The 25,130-nt window shown below is 72.5% G+C and carries 26 protein-coding genes and 1 pseudogene; 13 read left to right on the top strand and 14 right to left on the bottom strand.

Annotation, left to right across the window (positions count from 1 at the left end; all coding sequences use genetic code 11):
- Positions 1-120: 120 nt before the first annotated feature.
- The gene (gene map, locus ACWDD7_RS22855; protein ID WP_351877675.1) at positions 121-978 is read right to left on the bottom strand and encodes a type I methionyl aminopeptidase; all 858 of its coding nucleotides are present in this window, start codon (positions 976-978) and stop codon (positions 121-123) included.
- Positions 979-1,041: 63 nt separating this feature from the next.
- Between map and ACWDD7_RS22860 the strand changes: the two genes are divergently transcribed.
- Positions 1,042-1,272 carry a hypothetical protein gene (locus ACWDD7_RS22860; protein ID WP_351877677.1) on the top strand — a complete coding sequence of 77 codons (231 nt, stop codon included), beginning with the start codon at positions 1,042-1,044 and terminating at the stop codon, positions 1,270-1,272.
- On the opposite strand, the gene ACWDD7_RS22865 is transcribed toward ACWDD7_RS22860, so the two are convergent.
- Positions 1,273-2,550, bottom strand: a complete 1,278-nt coding sequence (locus ACWDD7_RS22865; RefSeq protein WP_450458685.1) for an MFS transporter — start codon at positions 2,548-2,550, stop codon at positions 1,273-1,275.
- A gap of 80 nt (positions 2,551-2,630) precedes the next feature.
- Between ACWDD7_RS22865 and npdG the strand changes: the two genes are divergently transcribed.
- Both npdG and ACWDD7_RS22875 read left to right on the top strand, forming a co-directional pair.
- The gene (gene npdG, locus ACWDD7_RS22870) at positions 2,631-3,335 is read left to right on the top strand and encodes an NADPH-dependent F420 reductase (RefSeq protein WP_351877682.1); all 705 of its coding nucleotides are present in this window, start codon (positions 2,631-2,633) and stop codon (positions 3,333-3,335) included.
- 51 nt (positions 3,336-3,386) lie between these two features.
- Positions 3,387-3,626 (top strand): hypothetical protein, encoded by a 240-nt coding sequence (locus tag ACWDD7_RS22875; protein ID WP_392211035.1) that lies wholly within the window; start codon positions 3,387-3,389, stop codon positions 3,624-3,626.
- Here the strand turns inward: ACWDD7_RS22875 and ACWDD7_RS22880 are convergent.
- Positions 3,616-4,419: a site-2 protease family protein gene (locus ACWDD7_RS22880; protein WP_450458686.1), complete on the bottom strand. Its 804-nt coding sequence runs from the start codon at positions 4,417-4,419 to the stop codon at positions 3,616-3,618. The genes ACWDD7_RS22875 and ACWDD7_RS22880 overlap by 11 nt on opposite strands.
- 129 nt (positions 4,420-4,548) lie before the next feature.
- On the opposite strand from ACWDD7_RS22880, the gene ACWDD7_RS22885 reads away from it, so the two are divergent.
- Both ACWDD7_RS22885 and ACWDD7_RS22890 read left to right on the top strand, forming a co-directional pair.
- Positions 4,549-5,007: a DUF6578 domain-containing protein gene (locus tag ACWDD7_RS22885; RefSeq protein WP_392211038.1), complete on the top strand. Its 459-nt coding sequence runs from the start codon at positions 4,549-4,551 to the stop codon at positions 5,005-5,007.
- A gap of 35 nt (positions 5,008-5,042) precedes the next feature.
- Positions 5,043-8,696, top strand: a complete 3,654-nt coding sequence (locus ACWDD7_RS22890; RefSeq protein WP_450458687.1) for an AfsR/SARP family transcriptional regulator — start codon at positions 5,043-5,045, stop codon at positions 8,694-8,696.
- Between the two features lie 15 nt (positions 8,697-8,711).
- Here ACWDD7_RS22890 and ACWDD7_RS22895 read toward each other — a convergent pair whose 3' ends face one another.
- Both ACWDD7_RS22895 and ACWDD7_RS22900 read right to left on the bottom strand, forming a co-directional pair.
- Complete coding sequence (locus tag ACWDD7_RS22895; RefSeq protein WP_450458688.1) at positions 8,712-9,575, bottom strand: ABC transporter permease; 864 nt, start codon at positions 9,573-9,575, stop codon at positions 8,712-8,714.
- The gene (locus tag ACWDD7_RS22900; protein ID WP_351873448.1) at positions 9,572-10,594 is read right to left on the bottom strand and encodes an ATP-binding cassette domain-containing protein; all 1,023 of its coding nucleotides are present in this window, start codon (positions 10,592-10,594) and stop codon (positions 9,572-9,574) included. Before ACWDD7_RS22900 ends, ACWDD7_RS22895 begins: the two co-directional genes overlap by 4 nt.
- Before the next feature lie 103 nt (positions 10,595-10,697).
- Here ACWDD7_RS22900 and ACWDD7_RS22905 point away from each other — a divergent pair, with 103 nt between their 5' ends.
- A complete protein-coding gene (locus ACWDD7_RS22905; RefSeq protein ID WP_450458689.1) occupies positions 10,698-11,594 on the top strand; it encodes a class I SAM-dependent methyltransferase in 897 nt (298 codons plus the stop codon).
- A gap of 91 nt (positions 11,595-11,685) precedes the next feature.
- On the opposite strand, the gene panB is transcribed toward ACWDD7_RS22905, so the two are convergent.
- The gene (gene panB, locus ACWDD7_RS22910; RefSeq protein ID WP_285554200.1) at positions 11,686-12,552 is read right to left on the bottom strand and encodes a 3-methyl-2-oxobutanoate hydroxymethyltransferase; all 867 of its coding nucleotides are present in this window, start codon (positions 12,550-12,552) and stop codon (positions 11,686-11,688) included.
- Positions 12,553-12,802: 250 nt separating this feature from the next.
- Here panB and ACWDD7_RS22915 point away from each other — a divergent pair, with 250 nt between their 5' ends.
- The 4 genes from ACWDD7_RS22915 (at position 12,803) to ACWDD7_RS22930 (ending at position 17,690) form a co-directional block, all read left to right on the top strand.
- Positions 12,803-14,389, top strand: coding sequence for an MFS transporter (locus ACWDD7_RS22915; RefSeq protein ID WP_450458690.1), 1,587 nt, complete (start codon positions 12,803-12,805; stop codon positions 14,387-14,389).
- A 127-nt stretch (positions 14,390-14,516) separates the two neighbouring features.
- Complete coding sequence (locus ACWDD7_RS22920; protein WP_351873438.1) at positions 14,517-15,152, top strand: TetR/AcrR family transcriptional regulator; 636 nt, start codon at positions 14,517-14,519, stop codon at positions 15,150-15,152.
- A 179-nt stretch (positions 15,153-15,331) separates the two neighbouring features.
- Positions 15,332-16,381 carry an endonuclease/exonuclease/phosphatase family protein gene (locus ACWDD7_RS22925; protein WP_351873436.1) on the top strand — a complete coding sequence of 350 codons (1,050 nt, stop codon included), beginning with the start codon at positions 15,332-15,334 and terminating at the stop codon, positions 16,379-16,381.
- Positions 16,382-16,475: 94 nt separating this feature from the next.
- Positions 16,476-17,690, top strand: a complete 1,215-nt coding sequence (locus ACWDD7_RS22930; protein WP_450458692.1) for an MFS transporter — start codon at positions 16,476-16,478, stop codon at positions 17,688-17,690.
- Between the two features lie 76 nt (positions 17,691-17,766).
- Here ACWDD7_RS22930 and ACWDD7_RS22935 read toward each other — a convergent pair whose 3' ends face one another.
- Positions 17,767-18,291, bottom strand: a complete 525-nt coding sequence (locus ACWDD7_RS22935; protein WP_450458693.1) for a hypothetical protein — start codon at positions 18,289-18,291, stop codon at positions 17,767-17,769.
- Positions 18,292-18,602: 311 nt separating this feature from the next.
- On the opposite strand from ACWDD7_RS22935, the gene ACWDD7_RS22940 reads away from it, so the two are divergent.
- Entirely contained in the window at positions 18,603-19,412 is an 810-nt protein-coding gene (locus tag ACWDD7_RS22940) for an alpha/beta fold hydrolase (protein ID WP_351873429.1), read from the top strand.
- A 75-nt stretch (positions 19,413-19,487) separates the two neighbouring features.
- Here ACWDD7_RS22940 and ACWDD7_RS22945 read toward each other — a convergent pair.
- Together ACWDD7_RS22945 and ACWDD7_RS22950 are read right to left on the bottom strand one after the other, a co-directional pair.
- Positions 19,488-19,778 (bottom strand): annotated as a pseudogene (locus ACWDD7_RS22945) (ATP-binding protein); the annotation flags it as partial.
- A complete protein-coding gene (locus ACWDD7_RS22950; RefSeq protein ID WP_351873426.1) occupies positions 19,775-19,996 on the bottom strand; it encodes a hypothetical protein in 222 nt (73 codons plus the stop codon). The gene ACWDD7_RS22950 and the pseudogene ACWDD7_RS22945, both read right to left, overlap by 4 nt.
- Before the next feature lie 134 nt (positions 19,997-20,130).
- On the opposite strand from ACWDD7_RS22950, the gene ACWDD7_RS22955 reads away from it, so the two are divergent.
- Together ACWDD7_RS22955 and ACWDD7_RS22960 are read left to right on the top strand one after the other, a co-directional pair.
- The gene (locus ACWDD7_RS22955) at positions 20,131-20,991 is read left to right on the top strand and encodes a helix-turn-helix domain-containing protein (protein WP_450458695.1); all 861 of its coding nucleotides are present in this window, start codon (positions 20,131-20,133) and stop codon (positions 20,989-20,991) included.
- Positions 20,963-21,244: a DUF397 domain-containing protein gene (locus tag ACWDD7_RS22960; RefSeq protein WP_450458696.1), complete on the top strand. Its 282-nt coding sequence runs from the start codon at positions 20,963-20,965 to the stop codon at positions 21,242-21,244. The genes ACWDD7_RS22955 and ACWDD7_RS22960 overlap by 29 nt, the downstream gene beginning before the upstream one ends.
- Positions 21,245-21,246: 2 nt before the next feature.
- Here the strand turns inward: ACWDD7_RS22960 and ACWDD7_RS22965 are convergent, their stop codons facing one another.
- From ACWDD7_RS22965 to ACWDD7_RS22985, 5 genes are all read right to left on the bottom strand, one after another.
- Complete coding sequence (locus ACWDD7_RS22965; RefSeq protein WP_395482766.1) at positions 21,247-21,834, bottom strand: TetR/AcrR family transcriptional regulator; 588 nt, start codon at positions 21,832-21,834, stop codon at positions 21,247-21,249.
- Between the two features lie 28 nt (positions 21,835-21,862).
- Positions 21,863-22,579, bottom strand: a complete 717-nt coding sequence (locus tag ACWDD7_RS22970; protein WP_395482765.1) for an ABC transporter ATP-binding protein — start codon at positions 22,577-22,579, stop codon at positions 21,863-21,865.
- Entirely contained in the window at positions 22,576-23,697 is a 1,122-nt protein-coding gene (locus tag ACWDD7_RS22975; protein WP_450458697.1) for an ABC transporter permease, read from the bottom strand. Before ACWDD7_RS22975 ends, ACWDD7_RS22970 begins: the two co-directional genes overlap by 4 nt.
- 16 nt (positions 23,698-23,713) lie before the next feature.
- Entirely contained in the window at positions 23,714-23,995 is a 282-nt protein-coding gene (locus ACWDD7_RS22980) for an antibiotic biosynthesis monooxygenase family protein (protein ID WP_351873399.1), read from the bottom strand.
- Between the two features lie 162 nt (positions 23,996-24,157).
- A complete protein-coding gene (locus ACWDD7_RS22985; protein WP_450458698.1) occupies positions 24,158-25,078 on the bottom strand; it encodes a DMT family transporter in 921 nt (306 codons plus the stop codon).
- Positions 25,079-25,130 lie beyond the last annotated feature (52 nt).

Below are 25,130 nucleotides of genomic sequence, written 5' to 3' on the forward strand. Positions count from 1 at the left end.
CCGACGTGGTGTCGGTAAGTTTACCGACAACCTGTCGGAAACACATCAGGAGGAGGTTCCGGGCATACGGAAAGGGCCCGCCCCGGGTCGGGGGCGGGCCCTTCTGGGCTGGTACGACGCCTAGGGGAGGGTCAGGATGTCCGCGCCGTCGTCCGTGACCACGAGCGTGTGCTCGAACTGCGCGGTGCGCTTGCGGTCCTTCGTCACGACCGTCCAGCCGTCGTCCCACATGTCGTACTCGTGCGTGCCCAGCGTCAGCATCGGCTCGATGGTGAAGGTCATGCCCGGCTGCATCACCGTGGTGGCGTGCGGGCTGTCGTAGTGCGGGATGATCAGCCCGGAGTGGAACGACGCGTTGATGCCGTGCCCGGTGAAGTCCCGCACCACGCCGTAGCCGAAGCGCTTGGCGTACGACTCGATGACCCGGCCGATGATGTTGATCTGCCGGCCCGGCTTGACCGCCTTGATCGCCCGGTTCAGCGCCTCCCGGGTGCGCTCCACCAGCAGCCGCGACTCCTCGTCCACGTCCCCGACCAGGTAGGTGGCGTTGTTGTCGCCGTGCACCCCGCCGATGTACGCGGTCACGTCCAGGTTGACGATGTCGCCGTCCCTGAGGACCGTCGAATCCGGGATGCCGTGGCAGATGACCTCGTTGACGGACGTGCACAGGGACTTGGGGAAGCCGCGGTAGCCGAGCGTGGAGGGGTAGGCGCCGTGGTCGCACATGTACTCGTGCGCCACCTTGTCCAGCTGGTCCGTGGTGACCCCGGGCGCGATGACCTTCGCGGCCTCCTCCATCGCCCGCGCGGCGATACGGCCGGCGATCCGCATCGCCTCGACGGTCTCCGGGGTCTGCACCTCGGGCCCGGTGTACGGCGTCGGCGCGGGCTTGCCGACGTACTCGGGGCGACGGATGTTCCCCGGGACGGAACGGGTGGGGGACTGTTCCCCCGGTACGAGCAGCGACTGGCCAGACATGCCGGCGAGTCTATTCCAGCGGACATGGGGGAACATGTCGTTGGTCGGCGAGAGGAGCGGTCCATGGCCCTGTTCAAGAAGCGCACCGTGGGCAAGCCGGGTGAGTGGTACTACTGCCTGGAGCACAAGAAGGTCGAGGAGGGTCCGGACTGCCCGGGCAAGGACCGCTTCGGTCCGTACGCCTCGCGACAGGAGGCGCAGCGGGCGATGGAGCTGGCGGCCGAGCGGAACCTGGAGTGGGAGAACGATCCGCGGTGGCACGACGCCTCGAAGGCGGACTCCGAAGAGGAGTGATCACGCCGTCGCGGCGGCGGCCGTGGCACGGCGCTCCCGCATGCGTACCGCGTGCTCGTTCGTCCGCGCGTCGTACGTCATGAGGCCCGGCAGGCACAGCGCGAGCAGGCCCACCGCGCCCGCGCACGCCAGGCCGCCGCACGCGATCGACGTGCGCAGGCCCGTCCACGCGGCGAGGCCGCCCGCGCGGACCTGGCCCAGCTGGGGGCCCACCGAGTAGGACAGCAGTTCGATCCCGGCGAGCCGGCCGCGCAGCTCGTCGGGGATCGTCTGGTTCCACATGGCGGACCGGAAGATGCCGCTGACCATGTCGAACCCGCCGCCGACGGTGAGCAGGAGCAGCACCAGCCAGACGTCGCGCGTCAGCCCCACCGCGGCGATCGACAGGCCCCAGCCGGCCGCCGCCAGCGCCACCATCAGGCCGTGCCGGTGCACCCGCGAGGCCCAGCCGCTGGTCAGGCTCACCAGCAGGGACCCCGCCGGGATGCTCGCGTACATCAGCCCGAGCGCCCAGTCGGCGCCCAGTTCGTCGGCGAGGAACGGCAGCACCGCGAGCGGCATGGCCAGGGACATCGCCGCGAGGTCCACGACGTAGGTGCCGAGGAGTTCCTTGCGGCTCCACGCGTACCGGGCGCCCTCCGCGATCGCCCGCAGCGACGGCCTCGCGGCCTCGTGGGCGGCGGGGGAGGCGGCGATCCGCACGATGTACGCCAGCGAGACGGCGAAGGTCAGCAGGTCGGCGGCGTAGGCCCAGCCGAGGCCCGCGTAGGCCACCACCACACCCGCGAGCGCCGGGCCCGCGACGCCGCCCACCGTCCAGCGCAGCGAGTTCAGCGAGGCCGCGGCGGGCATGTCGTCGTGCGCGACGATCCGCGGCCACAGCGAGTCCAGGGCGGGGCGCTGGACCGCGCCGAGGGCGGAGGAGAGGGCGGCGACGGCGTACAGCGGCCAGATCGCGGGGCGCGGGAGCAGCGCGTTGAGCAGCAGCGCCGCGCTGAGCAGGCCCTGACCGGCCTCCGTCCACACGATCAGGCTCCGCTTGTCGAGCGCGTCGGCGAGCGCCCCGCCGTACAGACCGCACACGATCAGCGGCAGCAGCTCCACCGCGCCGATCGCGCCGACGGCCGCCGTGGACTCCGTGAGGTCCTTCAGCTGGACGGGGAGCGCGACGAGGGTGAGGAAGCTGCCGAAGTTGCTGATGAGGCCGGACTTCCACAGCCGCCGGAAATCCGCGGAGGCCTTCCAGGGGGCGAGGTCGGGCAGGAGGGCGGAGGTCACCCGGGCATGCTCGGCCGAGGGGGGTGAGGGGGCAACTCCTTTTCTCCGCCCGCCCGCACCCGGCGACGTAGAGTCACCCCATGACCTCTACCGACAGCGCACAGAAGGCCCCCGCCAAGGACCCCTGGGACCTGCCCGACGTCTCCGGACACGTCGTCGGCGTGCTCGGCGGCACCGGCCCGCAGGGCAAGGGCCTCGCCTACCGGCTCGCCAGGGCCGGCCAGAAGGTGATCATCGGCTCCCGGTCCGCCGACCGCGCCCAGGCCGCCGCGGCGGAACTCGGCCACGGCGTCGAGGGCGCCGACAACGCCGAGGCCGCGCGCCGCAGCGACATCGTGATCGTGGCCGTCCCGTGGGACGGCCACGGCGACACGCTGAAGTCGCTCAGCGCCGAGCTGGCCGGCAAGCTCGTGGTGGACTGCGTCAACCCGCTCGGCTTCGACAAGAAGGGCGCCTACGCCCTGAAGCCCGCGGAGGGCAGCGCCGCCGAGCAGGCCGCCGCGCTGCTCCCGGAGTCCCGGGTCACCGCCGCCTTCCACCACCTGTCGGCCGTTCTGCTCCAGGACCCCGGGATCGAGCGGATCGACACCGATGTGATGGTGCTCGGCGAGGAGCGCGCCGACGTGGAGATCGTGCAGGCGCTCGCCGGGCGCATCCCCGGCATGCGCGGCATCTTCGCGGGCCGGCTCCGCAACGCCCACCAGGTCGAGTCCCTGGTGGCCAACCTGATCTCGGTCAACCGCCGCTACAAGGCGCACGCGGGGCTCCGGCTCACCGACGTGTGAGCCGTTCGGCCCGCGAGTCAGGGCCGACCTTCCTCTGTGCGCGCCATGGGCATGGGGGACACTGTTCGCCGTAGCAGTGTCCCCCGACAGGAGCCAGCCGTCATGCCCCGCATCGCCCTCTACACCCTCGTCGTCTGCGTCCTCTCGCTGGCCGCGGCCGTCGTCTCCTTCGTACAGGGCAGCTGGCTGGGGATCGTCTGGGTGCTGCTGGCGGGCCTGTCGTCCAACATGACCTGGTACTACGTCAAGCGCGCCCGCGCCGCCGGGCAGGACGGGCCGGTCACGAGCTGACCACGCAGACCTCGGGGGTGCCGTCCCAGAAGCGGTAGAGCCAGTACCCGCAGTCCGAGTACGCCGTGTCCACCCCGAGTCCCCGCAGAAGGGTGTGGATCAGGTCGAAGAACGCGATGTTCAGCGACGGGATCCACAGCAGCGCGAACACGACGAGCAGCCCGACCATCGGGAACGCCTCCACCTGCCGCTTCACCCCGGACGGCAGCCACGGCTCCAGCACGCCGTACCCGTCGAGGCCCGGCACCGGCAGCAGGTTCAGCAGCGCCGCCGTCACCTGGAGCAGCGCGAGGAAGGCCAGCGCGAAGCGGAAGACCATCGGCACGCCGTCCAGCGCGTGCAGCCAGAACGGGGCGGTGCACACGACCGCGAACAGCGCGTTCGTCAACGGGCCCGCCGCCGAGATCAGGCTCAGCCGCCCGCGGCCCCGGATCCGGCCCCGCTCGATGAACACCGCGCCGCCCGGCAGCCCGATCCCGCCCATGATCACGAACAGCACGGGGAGCACGACGCTCAGCAGCGCGTGCGTGTACTTCAGCGGGTTCAGCGTGAGATAGCCCTTCGCGCCGATCGTGATGTCGCCGCTGTGCAGGGCGGTGCGCGCGTGCGCGTACTCGTGCAGGCACAGGGAGACGACCCAGGCCGCCGTCACGAACAGGAACACCGCGACACCCGGCCGCGCCGCGAACCCGGTCCAGGCGGCCCAGCCGGCCACTGCCGCGACGGCCACGATCCCGACGAACACGGGGCTGATCCTGCGGTCGCCGGGACGGAGGGTGGTGGCGGTGGTCATGGGCGGCTCCTGTGACGGGCGGGGTGGACGGGGGGGACGTACGGACGGCTGGGCGGGCGGGTCCGGAAGTACCCGGCGACACGCGGAAAACGTCTCGCACGTGCCTTCGGGTTCCTGGAGAGTGGGTGAATGCCACAGAAGAGTGTGTTCTATGCGGACTGGCAGCTGGCCTGCTGCGGCACACCGTTCGCGGTGGACGACGAGGTGACCTGGACGCTGGTCGCCTACGACGCGAAGGACCGGCGCGACGGCGTGGGCCACGGCGCCGAGGCGTGGGTGGAGCATCACGGCGGACCCGACGAGCAGGCCGTGGGCCGAGTCCGGGCCATCGAACTGGTGCACCAGGAGTACACCTACCGCCCGGCGGCCCCCGAGCCGGCCCCGCGGGGACGGGGCGTGGTGCTGCGGGCCGCGGGGCGCGGCCTGGAACCGGTGCCGGGGTCCGTGACAATGGAGCCCGCCGACGGGTGCCCGAGGTGGTTCGAGGAGACCGACCTCGGCACGGCGCAGGGCCTCGGCCGTGTCCGTCGTACCGTGGGCGTCCTCGTCACCCTGGACATCACCGGGAGCGCCCGCCGCGTCCGGTGACCACCCCCTGACCGCCACCTGATCCTCCGGAGACAATGGACCCCGTGCGCTACCGCCTTCTCGGCCCCACCCAGGCGCTCCGCCCCGACGGTACGGCCGTCCCGATCGGCGGGGCGCGGCTGCGTGCGCTGCTCAGCGTGCTGGCGCTGCGGGCCGGGCGGACCGTGCCGGTGGGGGTGCTGGTGGACGAGGTATGGGGCGCGCGGCCGCCCGCCGACGCCGCGGGCGCGCTCCAGGCGCTCGTGGGCCGGCTGCGGCGTGCGCTCGGCGCGCAGGCGGTCGCCTCCGTGGACGGCGGGTACCGGCTCGCCGCCGGAGCCGACGACATCGACCTCACCCGCTTCGACCGGCTGACCGGCGACGGCCTCGCCGCCCTCGCCGAGGGCGACCCCGCCAAGGCCGCCGGCCTCCTGGACGACGCCCTCGCCCTGTGGCAGGGCGAGGCCCTCGCCGACCTGCCCGACCGCACCGCCGAGGCCGCCCGCTGGGAGACCCGCCGCCTGGACGCCCGGCGCGCCCGGCACACCGCGGCCCTCGCCCTCGGCCAGGCGGAGGGCGCCCTCCCCGAACTGACCGCCCTGTGCGACGCCCACCCCCTGGACGAGCCCCTCCAGGCACTACGGCTGCGCGCCCTGCGCGACCTCGGCCGCCCGGCGCAGGCACTCGCCGCGTACGAGGACGTACGACGACTGCTGGCCGACCGCCTGGGCTCCGATCCGGGCGCCGAACTGCGGGCGCTGCACACGGAGTTGCTGCTGGGCCCGGACGACGGCCCCGGACGGCCCCCGGGGCCGCCGCGGAGCGTCCGTGACACCCACGCCGGCCGGGGTCGCACAGGCGGCGGGGACGGCCTGGCGAACCGGGCAGGTGCGGGCGGCCGTGCCGGTGGGGGCGAGTGCTCCGTCCGGGGCGATGCGGGCGGCCGGGGTGTGGACGGCGGCCACCGCCACCGGGACAGCCGTGTCGGCCGGGGCGGCCACGGGGAGGGTGACGACGGTCGGGGCGGCCGGAACGGCGCGGGCGGCCGGGACGGCCATGCCGACCGTGCCGACCGCGTCGGCCGCCCCGAACCGGACAGCCGTGCCGACCGGGGCGACCACGCTTTCCCGGACCGGGGCGGCCACGGCGTCGGTCGCCCCGGCCGGAGCGACCACGGCGCCGACCGGGCCGGTGTCCCCGACTGGGGCGGCCAGGGGAACCTGCCCGCCCGTCTCACCTCCTTCGTCGGCCGGGAAGCCGACCTCGCCGCGCTGCGTGCCGACCTCGGAACCGCCCGGCTGGTCACCCTGCTGGGGCCCGGCGGCGCCGGGAAGACCCGGTTGTCGCAGGAGGCCGCCGAGGCGGTACGGCATGCCGTGCGCGACGGCGTATGGCTGGCCGAACTCGCCCCGGTGGACGACCCGGACGCGGTGCCCCAGGCCGTGCTCACCGCGATCGGCGCCCGGGAGACCGTGCTGCACGGCGCCGGCGCCGAGGGTATGCGCGCGGTGGTCGACGGGCACGACCCGGTGGACCGGCTGGTGGAGCACTGCGCCCGGCGCCGGATGCTGATCGTGCTCGACAACTGCGAGCACGTCATCGAGGCCGCCGCCCGCCTGGCCGAGCGCCTGCTGGCCCGCTGCCCCGAGCTGACCGTGCTCGCCACCAGCCGCGAACCCCTCGGCGTACCGGGCGAGTTGCTGCGTCCGGTGGAGCCGCTGCCGGAACCCGTCGCGCTGCGGCTGCTCGCCGAGCGCGGCGCGGCGGCTCGGCCCGGGTTCCGCGCCGAGGACGACCGGGAGGCATGCGCGGAGATCTGCCGCCGCCTCGACGGACTGCCCCTCGCCATCGAGCTGGCGGCCGCCCGGCTGCGGATTCTGACTGCACGTCAGATCGCGGACCGGCTCGACGACCGGTTCCGGCTGCTCACCTCCGGCAGCCGTACCGTCCTGCCCCGCCAGCAGACCCTGCGCGCCGTCGTGGACTGGTCCTGGGACCTCCTGGACGCCGACGAACGCGACGTGCTCGCCCGGCTCTCCGTCTTCGCCGGCGGCTGCGACCTGGCCGCCGCCGAGGCCGTGTGCGGGCCCGTCGCCCTGGACGCGCTGGGCTCCCTGGTCGACAAGTCCCTCGTGGTGGCGGCGCCCTCGGCCGACGGCACCATGCGCTACCGGCTCCTGGAGACCGTCGCCGAGTACGCGACGGAACGGCTCGCGGAGAGTGGCCGCCGCGGCGAGGCCGAGCGCGCGCATCTGACGTACTACCGCGAACTCGCCCGCACCACCGACCCGTTGCTGCGCGGCCCCGGACAGCGCGCCGCCATCGACCGCTTCCAGCTGGAGTACGAGAACCTGCGCATCGCCCTCAGACACGCCGTCGCCGCGCGCGACGAACAGGAGGCGCTGGGCCTGGTGCTGTCCCTGCTGTGGTTCTGGCAGATGCGCGACCAGCGCCTGGAGGCCCGCACCTGGTGCCAGGAGGTCATGGCGCTCGGCCCCGACCCGTTCGCCGAGCCGGTGCGCCGCGCGGAACCGGTGTGGCAGCGCTGCACCGACGCCCCGCCCCCCTACACCGGCGAGGTGCTCGAAGAGGCCCGGCGCGGCCTCCACCTCGCCCATCTCGCGTGCATGGGCACCGAGTTGGACGCCTGGCACACCCCCGCGGCCCAGGCCAAGCTGCGCGCCGTCGCCCGGGCCTACGAGCCGGGGATGCCGCAGACCTGCCGGTCGCCCGGCATGGTGTGGTGCTTCGCCGTGATGCTCACCGGCGGGGCGGAGCGGATACTGACGATCGCCGACGCCTGCGTGGAGACCTGCCGCAACACCCCCGGCTACGAGTGGGAGCTGGCCGGCGCCCTCCAGATGCGCGCCAACTTCCTCGCCAACCGCACCGCCTGGGCGGGCGACGCCACCCGTGACGCGGACGAGGCGCTGGAGCTCTACCGCCGCCTGGGCGACGACTGGGGGACCGCCGAGGCGTTGTCCGCGCGCGGCGAGTCCCACGAACGCAAGGGCGTCTACGACGCGGCCGCCGCCGACTACCGCGCGGCCATCGAGCACGCCGAACGCCTCGGCGCCCGCGCTCAGACCGCCGTCCTCGGCGCCCGCCTCGGCAACGTGCTCATGGAGTCGGGCGAGCCGGCGGAGGGCGAACGGCTGCTGCGGGAGGTCGTCGAGAGCCAGGACGCCCTGCACAGCGAGGCGATGCCCGCCGCCCGGCTCTTCCTGGCCTGCTGGCTGGGCCTGACCGACCGCACCGCCGAGGCGCGCGAGCAACTCCGTTTGCTGCGCGAGGAGTTCAGGATCGCGACCTTCGTCGTCTTCGACGCGCTGCTGCTCTGCCAGGAGGCATGGGTGGACGCCATGGACGACCACAACGCGAAGTCGCTGGAAAAGATCCGCACGGCACTCGGGCACGCCACCGACCCGCTCGCCGACGCCGTCATCCCCCAACTGCCCTCCACCGCCCTCACGGTGGGCGCCATGGCGCTCGCCCGCGTCGACTCCGGCGCCCGCGCCGCCGACGCCGCCCGCGCGCTGGCCGCCGCCGACCGGCTGCTGCCCGCCGGCCATGTCTCCTCCGGCATGGAGCGCCGGGCCCGTGGCATCACCGAGGCCCGGATCCGCGAGGCGCTGGACGAGGAGTCGTACGAGGCGGCGTACGCCGAAGGCGGCGGCCTCTCCTTCGCGGAGGCCACCGCCCTGGTGTGACGTACGGCGGGAACGTCAGCTCTTCGTACGGAACTTGTGGATCGCGACCGGTGCCATCACCGCGGTGATCGCCACCGCCCAGCCCACGGTCACCCACAGGTCGTGGGCCACCGGGCCGCCGACCATCAGGCCCCGGGCCGCGTCGGCGAGCGTGGACAGCGGGTTGTAGTCGGTGAAGGCCTGGAGCCAGCCCGGCATCGACGCGGTCGGCGCGAAGATCGAGGAGCCGAACTGGAGCGGGAACAGCACCAGGAAGCCCACGCCCTGCACCGACTGCGCGCTCTTCAGCATCACACCGAGGGTGAGGAACACCCACATGATCGAGGAGGCGAACAGCGCCGACAGACCCACGGTCGCGAACAGCCCCGGCCAGTTGGAGATGTGGAAGCCGACCAGCACGGCGACGACCATCAGCACCGCGGTCGCGAACAGCATCCGGCCCAGCTCGACGGCGATCTTCGCGAACAGCACCGAGCCGCGCCCGATCGGCAACGACCTGAACCGGTCCATCACACCGCTGTTGAAGTCCTGGCTGAAGCCGGTGCCGACGCCCTGGGACAGGGTCATGCTCATCATCGCCAGCATGCCGGGGATGACGTACTGGACATATCTCTCCTGGCCGCCGCCGAGCGCCTGCCCGATCGAGCCGCCGAAGACGTACACGAACAGCAGCGTGAAGACGACCGGCATCAGCAGCGCGTCGAACATCGACTCCGGGTCCTGCCGGATCCACAGCAGGTTGCGGCGGACGAGCGCGCCGGTGTGCCGCAGATGCCCGCGCAGCGTGATCCGGACGTCGGCCGCGGAGGCGGTGGCGCTCGCGGGCGCGGTGCGAAGCGCCTCGTTCAGGGTGGTGGCGGGCGACGGCTGGGCGCTCATACGGCGACCTCCTGGCGGGCGTCGGCGGGCGTGGCGTCCTGGTCACCGGCACGGTGGCCGGTGAGGGAGAGGAACACCTCGTCCAGGCTGGGCAGTTCGGTGGTGATGGAGGAGATGGTGATGCCGCGCGCGGTGACCGCGCCGACCACGGCGGTCAGCTGCTCGTCGCTGAGGATCGGCACCAGCAGGGTGCCGGTCTCGCCGTCCACGGTGGTGGACGCGAGGCCGGTGATGCCCAGCTCGTCCAGCATCGTGGCGAGCGGGCGCAGCTCCAGCGGGTCCACCGGGCGCACGCGCAGGGTGCGGCCGCCGACCCTGGCCTTCAGCTCCTCGATGCCGCCGGTCGCGATGACCTTGCCGCGGTCCACCACGGTCAGCTCCGAGGCCAGTTGCTCGGCCTCCTCCATGTACTGGGTGGTGAGCAGCACGGTCACGCCGTCGCCGACCATCGCCTGGACCTCGTCCCACACCTCGTTGCGGGTGCGGGGGTCGAGGCCGGTCGTCGGCTCGTCCAGGTACAGCACGGCCGGGCGCCCGATCATGGAGGCCGCGAGGTCGAGGCGGCGGCGCATACCGCCGGAGTACGTGCTCGCCGGGCGCTTCGCGGCCTCCGTCAGGGAGAACCGCTCCAGCAGCTCGTCGGCGCGGGCGCGGGCGTCCTTCCGGGACAGGTCCAGGAGCCGGCCGATCATGTACAGGTTCTCCCAGCCGGGGAGCTTCTCGTCCACGGAGGCGTACTGGCCGGTCAGGCCTATGACCCTGCGCAGCTGCCGGGGCTGCCGCACGACGTCGTACCCGGCCACGGTCGCCTGGCCGGCGTCCGGGGTGATCAGGGTCGACAGGATGCGTACGAGGGTCGTCTTGCCGGCGCCGTTCGGTCCGAGCACACCCATCACGGTGCCCTCGCGCACGTCCAGGTCGACGCCGTCCAGCGCCTTGGTCTCGCCGTAGTGCTTGACCAGACCCCGCACCGTCACGGCGTTGCGCCCGCCGCCGGGGTTCTCTTCGATTCGCGTCATGCCCTTGACAGTGCCAGGCCCCACCGACAAACCACCGACAGGGCGCCGACAGCGCGCCGACAGCGCCCTGCCGGGGGCGTGCGGTCGTGTTGAATACGGCCGCATGGACGACAACGAGCGCGCGGCGAGCCGGACGGCGGTGCTGGTGTGCCAGGGGCGGGCGGCCGCCGACGGCAGGGCCGCGGTGGGCCGGTTCGCCGACCCGGTGGCGGTACGGCTCCTGCGCGCCGCGGAGCGCACGCCCGTGGACGAGGTGCGCGCGGGCACCCCGCCGCAGGGCTGGCAGGCGCGGACGGTGTACGAGGGCGTGCGGGCGTGCGCCGAGATCGCGGTGGCGCGAACGGTCGCGATCGACGAGGCCCTGCGCGCCCGCGCGAGCGGCCAGCTCGTGATCCTCGGCGCCGGCCTCGACACCCGCGCGTGGCGGCTGCCCGAACTGGCCCGGACGGATGTGTGGGAGGTCGACCATCCGGCCTCCCAGCGGGACAAGCGCGCCCGCCTCGACGAGGCCGCGCAGGGGGACCGCGCGCTGCCGGCCCTCGCCCGCTCCGTGCGGTTCACGCCGGTCGATCTCGCCGTCGACGACCTCGGCGCGGCACTGGACGCCGCCGGCCACGACCCGTCGGCGCCGACGACCTGGCTGTGGGAGGGCGTCGTGCCGTACCTGACCCGCGACCAGGTGCGCGCCACCCTGGCCGCGCTCGCCGCCCGGACGGCCCCGGGCAGCACCCTCGTGGTCAACTACCAGGCACCGTCGGCGAAGGCGACCGCGGGCCGACTGCTGACACGGGTGCTCGGCAGCTCCCTCACCGCGGGCGAACCCTGGCGCTCCCTGTGGAAGCCGCACCGCATGGCCGCACTGCTCGCCGCGCACGGCCTGCGCGTGACATCGGACGACGACCTCCTCACCCTCGCGCACGCGTACGGCGGCCCGGCCGGGGCACGGACCTCCCTGGCGTCGGGACGCGTGGCCGTCGCGGAGCGGGTGCCCCTGGCCTGAGGCGGGGGAGCGAAGGGGGCAGCCCCGCTGACGGGGGAAGATCAGCGGGGCTGCCGGTGGTGCCGTGGTGGCTGTGGGGGCGCCGTGGGCGTCAGTGGACGGAGTGCTCCTCCGCCGGGAAGGACCCGCCGACCACGTCCTCCGCGAAGGACTTCGCCGCGGACCCCATCACGTCGCGCAGGTCGGCGTACTTCTTGACGAACTTGGGGACGCGTCCCGACGTCAGGCCCATCATGTCCGTCCACACCAGCACCTGTGCGTCCGTCTCGGGACCGGCGCCGATACCGACCGTGGGGATCTGCAGCGACCGCGTCACCTCGGCCGCCAGCTCCGCCGGGACGAGTTCGAGCACGACCGCGAACGCGCCCGCGTCCTGGACGGCCTTGGCGTCCTGGAGCATCCGCGCCGCCGCCTCCTCGCCGCGCCCCTGCACGCGGTAGCCCATCGCGTTGACGGACTGCGGGGTCAGCCCGATGTGGGCCATGACCGGGATGCCGGCCTCGACCAGCAGCCGGATCTGCTCGTGCGAGCGCTGGCCGCCCTCCAGCTTGACCGCGCCGACCCCGGCCTCCTTCACCAGCCGGGTGGCCGAGCGCAGCGCCTGCGTCGCGCCCTCCTGGTACGTGCCGAAGGGCAGGTCGGCGACGATCAGGGAGCGGCTGGTGCCGCGGACGACCGCCGACGAGAGCATCGTCATCTCGTCGAGGGTGACGGGCACCGTCGTGTCGTAGCCGAGGTGGCAGTTGCCCGCCGAGTCGCCGACCAGCAGGACCGGGATGCCGGCCTCGTCGAAGACGGACGCGGTCATCGCGTCGTAGGCGGTGAGCATGGGCCACTTCTCGCCGCGTTCCTTGGCGAGAGCGATGTCGCGGACCGTGATGCGGCGGGTGCCCTTCCCTCCGTACAGCGCCTTGCTGCCGTCGGAAGGCTTGTTCTGGGCAGCCGAAAGCTGCGTCATGGCAACGGCTCCTTCGATTCATCTCGAGGCGCCCTGACGGCGTCCCCGGATCCCCTCCATGGTGGCACCTCGTGCCACCCAGGGCCATAGGGCCCCCTGTGATCCTCACCGGGTGCTCGCCGTCGCGCTCACCGTGGTCGAACCACCCCCTCCACTTCGGGCAACGTCAAGCCCCCGGATAGGTAAGTTCTCGGTAAAAGAATTAAGATACGAGACGGTTCCGTATCGGAATACCTCTACGCTCGAACACATGACAACTTCCGTCCCTGCCTCCCGTATACCGGAGGCGGTGCACCGCCGCCGTTGGGCGATCCTCGGCGTGTTGATGTTGAGCCTGCTCATCGTGGTGCTCGACAACTCGATCCTGAACGTCGCCATCAAGACCATCTCCACCCCGGCCCCGACCGGCCTGGGCGCCACTCAGAGCCAGATCGAGTGGGCGATCAACGCGTACACCCTCGTCTTCGCGGGTCTGCTGTTCACCGCGGGCCTGATCGGCGACCGTCTCGGCCGCAAGAAGGTGCTGCTGGGCGGCATCGCCGTCTTCGGCATCGGATCGGCCCTCGCCGCCGAGTCCGGCTCCCCGGGCCAGCTGATCGCCTACCGCGCGGTGATGGCCCTCGGCGCCGCGTTCGTCATGCCGGCCACGCTGGCCGTCCTGATGAACGTCTTCGAGCGCGAGGAGCAGCCGAAGGCCATCGGCATCTGGGCGGGCGGCGTCGGCCTCGCCATCGCCATCGGCCCGATCACCGGCGGCGCCCTCCTGGACCACTTCTGGTGGGGCTCGGTCTTCTTCGTCAACGTGCCGATCGTGGTCGCCGCCCTGGCGCTGATGGTCTGGCTCGTCCCCGACTCCCGCGACCCGAGTCCGGGCCGCCTGGACCCGATCGGCGTCGTGCTGTCCGTCGTCGGCCTGGTCCTGCTGGTCTACGGCATCATCAAGGGCGGCCAGCTGGCCGACTTCACCGACCCGACCGTGCTCGCCACGATCGGCGCGGGCATCGTCGTCCTCGCCGCCTTCGTGGTGTTCGAGAAGCGCAGCGACCACCCGTCGCTGGACGTGAGCTACTTCAAGAACAAGGTGTTCTCGGCCGCCATGGCCGCCATCGCGCTGGTCTTCTTCGCGCTGATGGGCGTCACCTTCTTCTCGGTCTTCTACACCCAGAGCGTGCGGGGCTACTCGCCGCTCAAGTCCGGCCTGCTGATGCTGCCGCTGGCCGCCGCGCAGATGATCTTCGCGCCGCGCGCCCGCCTGGTGGTCGAGCGCTTCGGCAACAAGGCCACGACGACCGTCGGCCTGGTGGTGATCGCCGGCACGCTGGCCACCTTCGCCACCTTCGACGCCGACACGCCGATCTGGCTGCTGGAGGTCGTCTTCTTCCTGATGGGCGCCGGCATGGCGCACATCATGACGCCGACCTCCGTCGTCATCATGCAGGCCCTGCCGCGCGAGAAGGCCGGTTCCGCCTCCGCGCTGAGCAACACCTTCCGCCAGGTCGGCGGCGCCCTCGGCATCGCCGTCCTCGGTTCGGTGCTCGCCACCGCCTACCGGGGCGGCATCGAGGACAAGCTCGCCGTGCTGCCCGCCGGCCTGCGCGACAAGGCCGGCGACTCCATCGAGGCCACCCTCGGCATCGCCCAGAAGCTCGGCCCGCAGGGCAAGCTCCTGGTCGGCCCGGCCGACGACGCCTTCCTGCACGCCATGCACGTCACCGCGTGGTGGGGCGCGGGCGTGGCACTGATCGGCGCCCTGGTCACGGCCCTGTACCTGCCGGGCAAGCCGCGGGCGGACGAGCAGGAGAACGAGGAACGGGAACTGGTCGCCGCCATGGACTGAGGTCATGGACCGCGGGCGTCGCCGAGACGGCCGACCCCGTGTCCGTGAACGGCTCCAGAGCGACTCCAGGGGGGAAGGAGGCGGCTGCGGGAGAATTTCCCGCAGCACAGTGAGAGGACGGATTGACGTGAGCCTTGCCGACAACCGGTCGTGCCCGGCCGGTCCCGCCCGGGGCCGGCCCCGCAGCGAGGCCGTGGAACAGGCCATCCTGGAAGGCGTGATGCAGCTTCTGGAGGACGGCGTACCGCTCGCCGAACTCTCCATCGAGCGCATCGCCCGCACCGCCGGGGTCGGCAAGGCCACCATCTACCGCCGCTGGAGCGGCAAGGAGGAGCTGTTCGTCGACGTCCTGCGCGCCGCCGAACCCCCCGACCCCGAACTCCCCGGCACCTCCATGCGCGACGACCTGATCGTCCTGCTGGAGTCCCTGCGCCAACGCGGCCTGGTCAGCCGCTCGTCGGCGATCCTGCACAACGTGTACGTGCAGATGAAGTCCAGCCCCCGCATCTGGGCGGCGTACCACGCGGGCGTCGTCGCCCCCCGCCGCGTCCTCATGCTCGACGTGCTGCGGCGCGGTCAGCGCGACGGCGAACTGCGCACCGACATCGACCTCGACCTGGCCAACGACATGTTCGTCGGCGCCATGCTGGTGCGCACCATCATGCGCCCCGACGGCGACCTCCCCGAGGACCTGGCGGAACACATCGTGGACACCGTCCTGGAGGGCCTACGCCCCGTCAGCTCCACAGTCTCGTCGCACTGATGTGCATGTTTTGCAACAGACCGCGCCAACCGGACCGCTGACCGGAACTCCCCGCACCACCCGTTCGTCCTCGTCTTCCGTACGGCCGTCATGGGACGGCGAGAACGGAGCCGATCATCCCCTAGGGTCGGAACGACGGGGGGCGAACGGTGTGCACGGCAGGCAGTGAGGCAGACGGCATGGCGCAGCAGGCATACATGACGGAGACGGCGGACGGCGGCTCGGGACCCGAGCGACCCGGGTCCCGGCTCCGGCGCCTGCTGCACCGCCTGCTCGCCCCCTGGCGGGACGACCCGGGCATCTGGCGCCGGGGCGCCGTCCTCGCCGCGGTCGCGCTGCTGCTCGCGCTGGTGATGCTGCTCCACGCGCACGTCCCCAACACCGTGGGCAACCTCGGCAGTCTCACCGAGACCTTCCTGCCCTGGCTGGGCGTGGCCGTGCCCGTCCTGCTGCTGCTCGGCCTGTTCCGCAGGTCGGCGATCGCGCTGATCGCCGTACTGCTGCCGGCGATCGTGTGGCTGAACCTCTTCGGCGGACTGCTCACCGACAAGTCGACCGGCGGCGGCGACCTGATGGTGGCCACGCACAACGTCAACGCCGAGAACCCCGACCCGGTCGGCACCGCCCGCGACGTGGCCGCCTCCGGCGCCGGGATCCTGGCCCTGGAGGAGGTCCCCGGCTCCGAGGTGTCCGTCTACGAGAAGGCGCTCGCGCCGACGTACAAGTACCACGCGGTCGAGGGCACGGTCGGGCTGTGGAGCAAGTACCCGATGAGCGACGTACGGGCCGTGGACATCAAGCTCGGCTGGAAGCGGGCGATGCGGGCGACCGTGGCCACGCCCGAGGGGCCGGTCGCGGTGTACGTCGCCCACATGCCCTCGGTGCGGGTGAAGCTGAAGGCCGGCTTCACCGCCCGGCAGCGGGACACCAGCGCCGACGCGCTCGGCGAGGCCGTCGCCGACGAGACGCTGAGCCGGGTCATCCTCCTCGGCGACCTCAACGGCACGATGAACGACCGCTCGCTCAACGCCGTCACCTCCCAGCTGCGCTCCACCCAGGGCGCGGCGGGCAGCGGCTTCGGGTTCAGCTGGCCGGCGGCGTTCCCGATGGCGCGGATCGACCAGATCCTGGTCAAGGGCGTGGAGCCGGAGAGCAGCTGGACCCTGCCGCGCACGGGCAGCGACCATTTGCCGGTGGCGGCCCGTGTGAACCTGGACACGCCCTCGTAACCTGCCGGAACAGCGGGCCTGAGAGACTTTGTTCCGTACCTGAACTTTGCGGTACGACGCTCTCTCCCACGCTTTCGAAAGGCACAGGCCCCTCATGCCCCTGGCCCTGCTCGCGCTGGCCGTCGGCGCCTTCGGCATCGGTACGACCGAGTTCGTGATGATGGGACTGCTCCCCGACGTCGCGTCCGATCTGCACATCTCCATACCCTCGGCCGGGCACCTGGTCTCGGCGTACGCGCTGGGCGTCGTCATCGGCGCCCCGCTGCTGGCCGCCGTCACGGCCCGCATGTCCCGGCGTACGGTCCTGATCGGCCTGATGGCCCTGTTCGTCGCGGGCAACGCGCTGTCCGCCCTCGCCCCCGGCGACGGCTCCCTGCTCGCCGCGCGCTTCCTCAGCGGGCTGCCGCACGGGGCGTTCTTCGGCGTGGGCGCGGTGGTGGCGACGAACATGGTCCCGCCGGAGCGCAAGGCCCGCTCGGTCTCCCTGATGTTCCTCGGGCTGACGGTCGCCAACGTCGCGGGCGTGCCCGCCGCGACCCTGATGGGCCAGCACCTGGGCTGGCGGGCCACCTTCCTCGGCGTGAGCGCGATCGGTCTCGCCGCGATCGCCTCCCTGGCCTTCATGATCCCGCACGACCACGCCCACGCCTCGCCCGCGGGCCTGCGCGGCGAACTGGCCGCGCTGCGGTCCCTGCCGGTGTGGCTGGCGCTCGCCACCACGGTGGCGGGCTTCGGCGCGCTGTTCGCGGCGTACAGCTACGTGACGCCGATGCTGACGGGCGCGGCGGGCTACGCGGAGGGCAGCGTGACCCTCCTCCTCGCACTGTTCGGCGTGGGCGCGACGGCGGGCAATCTCCTGGGCGGCCGCCTGGCCGACCACTCCCTGCGGGGCACCCTGTTCGGCGGCCTCACCTCCCTGGCCGTGGTCCTGGCGCTCTTCCCGCTGCTGATGCGGGTGCAGTGGAGCGCGGCGCTGGCGGTGACCCTGCTGGGCGTGGCCGCCTTCGTCACCGGCTCCCCCCTCCAGCTGATGGTCATGGAGAAGGCCGCCGCGGGCCCCTCCCTCGCCTCCTCCGCCAACCAGGCCGCCTTCAACCTGGCCAACGCGGGCGGCGCGTGGGTGGGCGGCGCCGCCCTGGCCGCGGGCCTCGGCGTGACGTCCCCCGCGCTCGCGGGCGCGGCGCTGGCGGTCCTGGGGCTGGGCGTGGCGGGGGTGGCGCACGGGGTGGACCGGCGCCGGGCGACCCCGTCGGCCGGACGGGTGGTCACCTCCCATGTGCCCGAGGAATCGGGGGCGTTGCACCACTGAGCCGCCGCCCCGGCGCGTCAGGGGAGGCACCGGGGTACCCGCCGTGAGGCGGGTACCGGTCGGGCGGGCTCCCGGGTCAGGAGCCGTACAGCTCGGTCATCTCGGTGATCTTGCCGTCGCCGCCCACGGCCACGTCGAAGTAGTTCTGGCCGTAGCAGTCGCCGGTGTCGGCCTTGGCCGTGTCGGTGTCCTGTGCCGTGCCGTTGACGCAGACGCGGATGTGCTGGAGGCCGCCGCGGGCGGCGGTCGTCCTCCCCGCCCCCTTCTCCTTCATGTGGATGACCGTGACGGGGGTGTCACCGGACTCGACGACGTACGCGTGCTCCTTCCCGTTCGCCTGGTAGAAGGCGCCCTCGTCGGGGTTGCAGCGCTGCGTGGCGCCCTTGGTGGTGAGCGTGTTCATGGCGCCGGACACGCTCTCGACCTTCACGTACGCGTGGCCCGGGGCGAGGGTCGGGCAGGCCCCCTTGGCGCCGGGGCTCGCCGAGGCGGTCGGCACGGTGCCGTCGGCGGCGCCGGTGTCGTCCGGCTCGCAGGCGGTCAGGGTGAGCGCGGCGCAGCCCAGCACGGCGGCGACCAGGGCATGGCGAAGAGAAGGCATGAATCCCCCGAAAACAACGTGACCCGGGCCTGGACGGCCCTGGGTGATGGCAGACGAAGCGGGGCCGAAGATCGACCCGGCCCAGAACTATATAGGCATGATCATGACGACTCGGTGGCAGACTCCCCGTGTTCTGGGGGCAGTTGGGGGCCCTGCCATCGGCAGGAACCCGACTGGGAGCAACGACCGCGCCGTGGTCGACCGGGCCGGCGACGACCTGCGGCCGCATGTTCCGGCAGACCGGCCCGACCGCTTCGAGCAGACACTCCGCGCGGCCCCGCGGACCTTCCCACCACCGAAGGGGAAACGCCATGCCGATCGTCGACGTCCCGGTCACCGCCGGTGTCAGCAAGGCGAGTTACACCGTCTCCGGTCAGGGTCCCGGCCTCGTGCTGGTGCACGGCACCGGGGCGACCGCCCAGAGCGGCTGGGCCCCGGTCATCGAGGCGCTGAGCGACCGCTACACGATCGTGGCCCCCGACCTCCCCGGCTCGGGCGGCACCCGGGACCCCGGCGGCCCGCTCGTCCTGGAGGACCTGGTCGCCCACGTCGTGGCCACCGCCCGGGACGCCGGGCTCGACCGCTTCCACCTGGCCGGACACTCCCTGGGCGCGGTGGTCGCCACCGCCACGGCCGCCCTGCACCCCGCACGGGTCGACTCCCTCACCGCGCACGGCGGTTGGTCACGAGCCGACGCCCGGATGGTGTTCCAGTTCCGGCTGTGGCAGCGGCTGGCGCTCACCGACCCCGCCGCGCTGGCGAGGCTGCTGCTCCTGACCGCCATGGGCAAGAACACCCTGCGCGGCTGGGACGAGGCCGCCTTCGAGCAGACGGCGGCCGGCTTCACCGAACTGCTCGGCTCCTCCCGGGACGGCTTCGCCCGCCAGGCCCAGGCCGACGCGACCGTCGACCTCACCGAGCTGCTGCCGCGCGTCACGGCCCCGACACTGATCATCTCCAGCGCCGACGACCGCGTCATCCCCCCGCACCACCAGCACGAACTGGCCGACCGCATCCCCCGCGCCCGCCTGCTGCGCGTCCCCGGCGGCCACGCCCTGCCCGCCGAGAACCCGGCCCTCCTCACCGCCAGGCTCGGCGAACACCTCGCCGATGTCGGCTGACTCCCGCACCCGGACCAGCTCGCACCAGACCGTCTTGCCTCCCGGCCCCCGCTCCACCCCCCACCGCTCCGCCAGCGCGGAGACGAGAACGAGCCCCCGTCCGGACTCCTCCGTCTCCGCCGCCGTCCGTGGCGCGGGCGTTCCGCGCGGGTCGGGATCGGTCACCTCGACGCGGGTACGACCGGAGTCCGCCGCGCCGACGACCCTGACGCGCACGGGAGTTCCTTCCCCGACGTGCTCGATGACGTTCGTCAGCAGCTCCGTCGCGCACAGGCGGACGTCGTGGTCGTACCCGCGGAGCCGATGCCGCAGTTCCGGCACGGCCTTCGGCGCTGCCGACACGCGCAGGTCCACGGCCCGCGTCACTCGCCCGCCGCCTTCCTCAGCACGTCGGCGAGCGCCCGTGCCGTGGCCATGTTGCAGTTCCCCAGCGCGACGAGCCCCGTCGACTCCCCGTACCTCGCCGCGAAGCTCGGCAGGTGGACGGTGAGGGAGGGCAACTTGACGCCGTGCAGGGCGAGGGCGGTGCGCAGTTCCTCCACGCAGAGGGTGACGTCGTAGGTCGTGGGGGAGTGATCCGACATGGGGGTGGTCTGCCTTCTGTGCGTTGTGTGACGAACGCCTCACAGAGTGTCGTCCGGATCGCTACCGTGGAAGACGTTTCGCGTCCACGGCGCGAACAGCGGAATCCGGCACGGTGAGTTACGGCGGTGAGCGCGTGGCACGGCGCAAGGACATCGACGGCTCGATGAGCGTCCCGACCTTCTACGGCAAGGAGTTGCGGTGGAAGAGGGAGGCGGCGGGGCTGTCGTTGGAGACGTTTCTTCAGGGCAGCTATTACGGCAAGACCTACCTCAGCGACATCGAGCACGGTCAGCGGAGGATGCCGCTTGAGCTGGCGCGGCACGCGGATCGGGTGCTGGGGACGGACGGGTTCTTCGAGCGGAACTGCGAGGACGTGCAGAGGGCTAGAAAGGGTAGCCATGCCGAGTACTTCGCGGACGTGCTTGAGCTGGAGAAAGTGGCGGTGGAGATCGAGGAGTGGGATCCGATGCTGATCCCGGGGCCGCTTCAACTGGAGCCGTACATCCGGGCCGTGGTTCTCTCCGCGTACCCGAGGGAGTCCGAGGAGGTGCTGGCTGCCAAGGTGGCTGACCGGCGAGCCCGAGCCTGGCTCTTCGAGGACAAGGCATCGCCGGAGAGCTGGGTGGTACTACACGAGGCAGTCCTCTGGCAGCCGATTCTTCCACCCGATGAGATGGCCGAACAGTTGGCCCACCTGGTGGAGGTGATGAGCAAGCGCCGGGCGTTTCCGCAGATCGTTCCGCGGAATTCGGGGCCTTACCCCTTCATGATGGGGATGTCGAGGTTCCTGACCTTCAGCGATGCCCCTCCGCTCATGTACACAGAGGGGATGTACCACGGGCAGCTGGTCGATGCGCCGGGGCTCGTGAAGCAATACTCAAGGGCATACGGGCGTCTGAGGGCTGCCGCGCTAGACCCCAAGACGTCCCTGAAACTCATCGAGCAAGCAGCTGAGGACTACAGAAATGGCAAGCTCCCCCACCGACTTGAGTAACGCCCTCTGGCGCAAATCCACCTACAGCAACGGCGACGGCGGTCACTGCGTCGAGGTCGCCAGCGACTTCCCCGGCGCCGCCCTCTGGCGCAAGTCGAGCTACAGCAACGAGAGCGGCGGCAACTGCGTCGAGGTCGCCGACAACGTCCCCGGCCTCGTTCCCGTCCGTGACTCCAAGCTCCCGGACGGTCCCGCCCTCCTGCTCCCCGCCACCGTCTGGGCCCCCTTCGTCGCCTCGCTCAAGGCGGAGTAGGGCTACGGCCGGGGTTCTCCCCCAAGGCCCTGGTGGATCAGGCTCAGGGTGCGGTCGGCGACGTGGTCGGGGTCGGCGCCGTTCTCGACGGCGGTCATCGCCGCCTGGAGGAGGCCGCCGAAGAGCTGCGTGGTCAGATAGGGGTCCGCGGGGCTCAGCTCGGTGACGGCCGCGAGCAGGGGCGCGTAGTGGACGCGGTGCAGTTCGTGGACGTGGTCACGGCACTCGCCGGGCAGGTCCGCGCGCATCAGGGCGGCGGCGGGGCGGTGCATGCCCTCCGCGGCGAGGCGGAGTTCGGTGCGCACGAAGGCGTCGATGCCGGAACGGGGCTCGGTCACCGCGGTCAGTGCCTGGGACATCGCGGCGTTGGCCGAGGTGAACGCCTCCTCCACGATGGTCGCGAGCAGGGACGCGCTGGAGGGGAAGTACTGGTAGAAGCTGGAGCGGGCCAGTCCCGCGCGCGCGGTGACCGCCGCCGGGGTGACGGCGGTGGCGCCCTGCTCGGCGAGGACGTCGATGGCCGCCCGGACCAGCGCCGCCCGCTGCTGGGCGCGGTGCTCAGGAACGGTGGCGGCGCTGATCTTCGGCATGGTGCGGGCGTGCCTTTCGACGTGGTGGTCAGACGAGCCGGCCGTCCCTGAGGGTCAGGACGCGGTCGGCTGCGTCCAGTATCTCCGTGTCGTGGGTGACCATGACCGTCGCCGTGTTGTTCGCGCGGGTCTGCTCGGCCAGGAGGTCCGCGACGTCGCGGGCGCGGGCCCGGTCGAGCGCGGAGGTGGGCTCGTCGACCAGGAGCACCTCCGGGGCCAGGACCAGCGCGCGGGCCAGGCCGACGCGCTGGCGTTCCCCGCCCGACAGCTGGTGGGGTCGCCGGTCGGCGCGATGGGTCATGCCGACGGCTTCCAGCAGCTCGGCGGCGCGCTTGCGGGCGGCGGCGTCGAGCCGCCCCGCGACATGCGCGGGCAGGAGGAGCTGTTCGAGGGCGGTGAGGGAGGCGAAGAGGTTGGCGTGCTGGAAGACGTAGCCGATGTGCCGGCGCCGGTGGGCGGTGCGCCGGCGTTCGGTGAGGGCGGTCAGGTCGGTGCCGGCGACGTGGACGGAGCCCTCGGTGGGGGTCTGGAGGCCGCCCGCGACGGCCAGCAGGCTCGACTTGCCCGATCCGGAGGGGCCGGTGACCGCGAGGAACTCTCCCGGCGAGACCGCCAGGGTGACCTGGTCGAGGGCGGTGACCCGCTGCTCGTCGGAGCCCAGGTTGAGCGTGACGTCCGTCAGCCGCAGCGCGGGCGGGACGGCCGTGCCGTCGGCGGGGGCGGGGGCGGGGGTGGGACTGGTCATCGGTTGGCTCCCAGGGCGGTGAGGGCCTGCACCTTGGTGATGCGGCGGACCGCGACGGCGGCACCGGCCAGGCCGAGGACGATCAGCAGCAACCCCGCCATGGTGACCTGGCCCGTCCGGAGGGAGAACGGCGCGGAGCCGTTCATGGCCCCGCCGAGGGCCAGGCCGACGGCGGTGCCGGCGGCGGTGGCGGTGAGCAGGATGGCGGTGACCTGGGTGAGGGCGTCACGCAGGATGTAGCCGGTGCTCGCGCCCATCGCCTTCAGCAGCGCGATCTCCTGGCGGCGCTGGATGGTCCACACCGTGAAGAAGGCGCCGACGACCAGGGCGGAGATGGCGTAGAGGAAGCCGCGGATCAAGGTCATGGTGCTGGACTCCGCGACGTAGCCGGGCGAGGCGGCGAAGGCGCCCTCCCGGTCGACGGTCTTCGTGCCCAGCCGCTTGTCGATCGCGGCCGTGTCGGCCGAGGGGGCCAGCTGGAGGGCCACCGCGGTGGCCTGCTCGGTCGCCGCGGCGGGGACCTGGCCGGAAAGGCCGTAGTGCAGCTTCTGCCACAGCGGCAGCGGCGCGTAGACGGCGCCGACGTGGCCGAAGGAGGCGTGGCCGATGGTGCCGACGACGGTCAGCGGGGTGCCGGCCTGGCCCGCGGTGAGGCGGTCGCCGACCTTGACCCCTTCCTTGGAGATCTCCTCACTGATGAGGACGCCGTCGGCGGGCGCCTCGGCCAGCGGCTTGCCCGACAGCGGGGACGGGGCGAGGAAGCCCTTGGGCTCCACCCCGAAGACCGCGAGGTCCAGCTGCTTGGCCCCGGGGCCGGTCAGCTGTGCGTGGACGAGCTGCTGGCCCAGCGGCTCGGCCTTGCGCACGCCGGGCTGCGCGGCCCACTGCCGCCAGGTGCTCCGCGTGACGGTGGAGCGGGAGAACAGCTCACCGGAGGCGGACTTGTCGAAAGCCAGGTGCGTCACCGGCAGCGCGCGCAGCGAGGAGACGCCGGCGTCCGCCAGGCCGGTGGCGAGGCCGGACAGGATGACACCGAGGACCGCGATCATGGCGACCACGGCACCGATGAGAGCGAAGCGACCGCGGGCGAACCGCAGGTCGCGCAGGGCGAGGAACACGTGGGTACCCGTCCGCTCAGGCGCCGACGGCGACGACGGTCTCGAAGGACTCGACCTCACTGGCCATGTCCGGCGAGGAGGACTGGTGCGCCGCGCGGAAGGACGGCGACCGCATCCAGGCGGTGAACGCGTCGCGGGAGACGAAGTCCATCACCGCCACGTACGCGCCGCCCTCCTGCTGTGGGCGCAGCAGGCGGGCCCCCAGGAGGCCGTCCACACCGGCCAGGTGCTCGCGCATGCTCGCCGCGAACTGCTCCTCGAACGCCTCGGCGGGCGCCGGGACCGAGATCCGGTTCATCACCGTAAACATCTGTCGATCACTCCACGGGTAGGAGGGAGCGCCGACAGGGTTTGCCGACACTCATGTCAGGATCATAGGCCATCTTCCCGACGCGAGTGTCAGCATGTTCGTGGTGAGGCCCCCGGTCGCCCTCCGAGGCCGTCCGTCGCCTCACCTCGCTCAGGACGCGGCGGCGAGCGAAGGCTCCTCCGCGGTCCTCGCCGTGGCGGTGCGGTGGGCGCGTTCGATGGTCTGGCCCCAGTAGGTCCCCGCGACCATGAGTACGGCGCCCAGGGTGGCCCAGAGGGTGAACCGTTCGCCGCCGAGGCCGATCCCGACGGCGACGGCCCAGATCGGCTCGGTCCCCAGGAGGAGGCTGGCCCGGCTGGCGGAGGTGCCCTGGACCGCCCACGTCTGGGCGATGAAGGCGAACACGCTGCAGAACAGGGCGAGGTAGACGAGCTGGGCCCAGGTGACGGCGCCGCTGTGGGCCAGGTCGGTCAGGTGCGGGGCGGCGGCCGGCAGGAACAGCGCCGAGCCGACGGCGGTCTGGACGGTCGTCAGGCGCATCGGGTGCATACGACGACCTGCCGTGAGCCGCCCGACGAGCGCGACGTGACCGGCCCGGACGACGGCGGCGGCCAGCATCAGCGCGTCCCCGAGCCGCGGCGTGTGCAGCCCGGTGCCGGCGGTGAGCAGCCCGACGGCGATCACGCAGAGGCCGGCCGCGAGGAAGAACACCGGGGGCAGCCGACGGCTGCCGACGCGGTCCAGCAGCGGCGTCAGCACGATGGTCAGGCTGATGATCAGCCCGGCGTTCGCGGCACTGGTGTGCGCCACCCCATAGGTCTCCAGCACGAGCACGGCCGCCTGGGTGATCCCCAGCAGCGACCCCACGCGGACCTCGGCCCGGGTCCAGGAGCGGTCCCGGCGGCGGGCGGAGACCAGGGCTCCGCAGGCGAGCGCGGAGATCGCGTACCGCGCGAACAGCACCACGGTGACCGGGAGCGCGGCAGTGGCCGTCTTGGCCGCGAGATAGCTGGAACCCCAGACCAGCGCGACCAGCAGAAGTACCGCATCGGTACGGCGGGCAACGTTCATGCCCCCACGCTGCACCACCAGGTCATTGAAGGCTACAACCAACTTCTACAAC

Source organism: Streptomyces sp. NPDC001056, assembly GCF_053598955.1.